This is a genomic window from Mesorhizobium sp. M4A.F.Ca.ET.050.02.1.1 (assembly GCF_003997725.1).
In the GTDB taxonomy this organism is placed as follows: domain Bacteria; phylum Pseudomonadota; class Alphaproteobacteria; order Rhizobiales; family Rhizobiaceae; genus Mesorhizobium.
On sequence record NZ_RZSG01000671.1, the window covers coordinates 1 to 3,307 of the forward strand.

General features: G+C 61.0%; 4 protein-coding genes. 1 reads left to right on the forward strand and 3 read right to left on the reverse strand.

Going from position 1 to position 3,307, the window contains the following annotated elements:
* Window positions 1-427: 427 nt before the first annotated feature.
* A complete protein-coding gene (locus tag EOA33_RS39360) occupies window positions 428-745 on the reverse strand; it encodes a hypothetical protein (RefSeq protein WP_190234401.1) in 318 nt (105 codons plus the stop codon).
* Here EOA33_RS39360 and EOA33_RS29060 point away from each other — a divergent pair.
* The gene (locus EOA33_RS29060) at window positions 701-1,411 is read left to right on the forward strand and encodes an autotransporter outer membrane beta-barrel domain-containing protein (protein WP_190234402.1); all 711 of its coding nucleotides are present in this window, start codon (window positions 701-703) and stop codon (window positions 1,409-1,411) included. The genes EOA33_RS39360 and EOA33_RS29060 overlap by 45 nt on opposite strands.
* Before the next feature lie 56 nt (window positions 1,412-1,467).
* Here EOA33_RS29060 and EOA33_RS29065 read toward each other — a convergent pair whose 3' ends face one another.
* A complete protein-coding gene (locus tag EOA33_RS29065; protein ID WP_189375508.1) occupies window positions 1,468-2,433 on the reverse strand; it encodes an NAD-dependent epimerase/dehydratase family protein in 966 nt (321 codons plus the stop codon).
* A gap of 16 nt (window positions 2,434-2,449) precedes the next feature.
* A partial coding sequence (locus tag EOA33_RS29070) for a sulfotransferase (protein WP_127407214.1) occupies window positions 2,450-3,307 on the reverse strand: 858 nt, incomplete at its 5' end.

Below are 3,307 nucleotides of genomic sequence, written 5' to 3' on the forward strand. Positions count from 1 at the left end.
GCGCAGGAAGGGGCCACAGGTCATGACGCGAGCTCGTCTCAGTTGGCGACAGTCCTCGAGCAATCGAAGCGCTCCCCCCATTGACGCCTCTCGCGCGCCGAACCCGCATCTTCGAAGACCCAAAAATTTTACATCAGAACCCATCTCGAAGGAAGGGTGGCGCCGTAACCGGTCAAAGTGAGTTACTATGATCTTCGATCGATTTTCTGCTAGTATGTCGAAATCGTATCTGTGGGGGCCGGATCGTTGTTCTTGGAGAATTCAATCGCATAGCTTGCACCGACTGTTTGAGTAAAACTTTAAGTTCGGGGACACGAAAATGAAAGCAGCGAATTGGCTTCTGCGCCTGTGCGCCGCGTGCGCGCTCTCGATTGGCGCAGCATTGGTCTTCATGCCTTCGAAAGCCAATGCTTGCATCATTGAGGGCCTAGACGCCAACTGTTATCTTGGCGGAGTGGCCAACGGCGCGATTGTCGACACATCTCTGGACGCCCTTCACAACATTGTTGACGACATTGTCGAAGCGAATGTCGGTCCGGCCAAGGCAGCTCCGCCGGCACCAGCGCAGGCGGCGCCTTTTGGGGTTTTTGCTTCCGGCCAGCTTGCCCACACCGAACATGACGGCTTCAGGATTTCGAACAGCTTCGACACAATTGATGGACAACCTTTCGATGTCGATGAATTCTCCGCCGCCGTCAGCGTGGATTTCAAAGCCGCCAAGCATTTCGGCTTCGACGATGAGCATGGGCTCAACATCGGCCTGTTTGGTGGCTATGCCTCCGCCGAGGTGGGTGTCGACGACCGCCGCTTTTCCAGCGGCGGCGATGCCACCAACAGAAGCGGGATGTTCGGCGGCTATGGACTCTATCGCCATGATACGAGTTATGCGCTGGTGGCGGCGTCCGCATTCCTCGGCAACACCGACGTCGAGAATGTGGACAGCGGCTCCGGCAACTATGACACGCAGGGCTATGCGATCACCGGGTCTATTGGACGCATCTTCAAGCTCACCGACCGGGTCCGTTTCGATCTGCGCGGCGGCTTGCTGGGCGTCACCTTCACCGGCGACGGATATGAGGACAGCTCCGGCACTGACTACGGCAAGAGCCACCTGTCCTTCGGCGCGATCAAGTTCGAGCCCGGCATCTATGCCGATTTCCAGCTTGGCAACGGCATGGTGATCAGTCCCTACGCACGGGCCGATTTCCAGCAGCGTTTCGGCTACTCCAACACGGCCAGCGTCGAGGGCGAGGAAAGCGAATTCGAGGACGCGGACTTTTCCGTGGCGCTGTACTCCGGATTCAATCTGAAGATGACGGGATCGACCACGCTCAGCACCGAAATTCGCGGCAAGTGGTCCGCGGACAGTTCGACCGTCGCCGGCAAGCTGGGTCTGAAAATCGCCTTCTGAAGACAAGGTCGGCAACGCCGGTCGTGCTGCTGCGAACTGCCACACGGTCGGCCGCTCTATCTTGGCTGTGCGCCCGTCAAGTTGAGGCTCCCTTGATACAGGTCGAGACGCTCGCGGTCTTCCTGCAACCATTCGATCGTTCGCTGCAAACCGGTTCGCAATGTCGTTTGCGCGGTCCAGCCCAATACCGTCGCTGCGTGTCGGGTCTCGGCCTGCCAGATATCCGTGTCCCAGCCTCGATCGGGCATGCTCTGCCAATGCGGTTCAGCCTCGCAGCCAGTCACGCCATGCACGAGAGCGACGATTTCTCCCAGCGTGGTTTGCCGACCGGTGCCGATGTTGAATATTGCCCCGGGATCCGCCAGCGGGCGACTTGCCGCGATGATCAAGGCGTCGATGACGTCTTCGACCCAAACGAAATCACGCGCCGTCTTGGGGTTCGCAAGCGGCGGCCATTTCCCGACCATCGCATGGAGGAGCAGTGACGGCACGAGGCGTCGCGGCTCTTCCCACGGCCCATAGACCGAATAGAGACGAAGTGTCGGAAAGCGCATGCCGGATCGTCTGGCAAGATCGCGGCAGAACGCCGTCGCCGCCGCCTTAGAGATTGCGTAGGCCCCTTCGGGCTCAGCCGGTTCGTCCTCGGACGGGGCGTGTCTCTTGCGGCCGTACTCCAGTGAGGTGCCGGTGTGCACGAAAGCCTCGACATTCGCCTTGAGCGAAGCAAGCGCCAGAGTGCGGATGGCTTCGAGGTTCGTCTTCGCGATCCTGGCCGCATCGGTCTGCCACGAATAGGCGCCATGCGCGGCCAGATGGAACACGTGGCGCGGCCGCAGTCGATGCAGCAGCGCTTCCACGGCCGAAGCATCCGTCAGATCGATGACATGCATCGAGAGCCGCGGCTGTTCTGCAGGAACACGCCAGGTCGCGAAACCAGGTCGCAGCAGGAGATCGACTTGCCAGCCCATCGACAGGAGCCGTCGGACCAGGCTCGCGCCGACAAAGCCGCTGCCGCCGGTCACAAGGGCTCGCTGCATCTCAGCCGGGCCGCATCCTGGCGAACTCGCCATAGTCGAACACATCGAGATACTGCCAGGCGGCCTCAGCGACTTTCGCATGCTCCTCGACCGAGAGTTCCGCTGCCGTCGCGCGATTGGCTTGCGGCGTGGCGCGGCGGATCGTTCCCCAGGGATAGACTTCACGCAGCGCCAGTCCATTCCATGTCGGCGCCGACAGCGCGGCGTGATCGTCGATGCCCAGAGCGGACAGAACCGGCGCCAGAGCCTTGCGCGCGTCGGACACGACATCTTCCAGCCTCACGATGTGCACCCGATCCGGATGACGATTGCGCGCGAGCAGGGCATGGTATTGGTTCAGGCACCAGGCCCGCAGATAGTCCGACAGGCGCATCGGAACCGGCCGCTTCTTCGTATCGGCGTAGGCGGAGAACGGATTGCGCACGACATGCAGCATGTGCGCGCCGGGCATCGCGGCGAGGATCGCCTCCGAGTCCACGGTGATGATCGGACTGTACCCGACATAGACTTTCTCGCGGCCGCTGCGGTTGTAATCCTTCCAGGCGTCGAATGTGGAGCGGAAGAAAGCAGCGACGTTGTTCGCCGTGCCGCGGCCGACGGCCTCCACATGCTTGATGTATTGAGCGCAACGCTCATCGTCGTTGAAGTCGAAGGCCGTGTCACGAAACTTGCTGACATACGGTGTGCGCGCACGCACCTTGCATTCTTCGTCGATGATCAGTTTGTAGTCGTCCACGGGAGCCGCATCGAGCGGGAAGGCCGGCCAGCGGTACTTGACCGGGAACAGAGACGTCATCGCGTCGTTGACGAGGCGCGTTCCGATCTGGGACTCGAACGGATAGACGAACATCTCCGGATG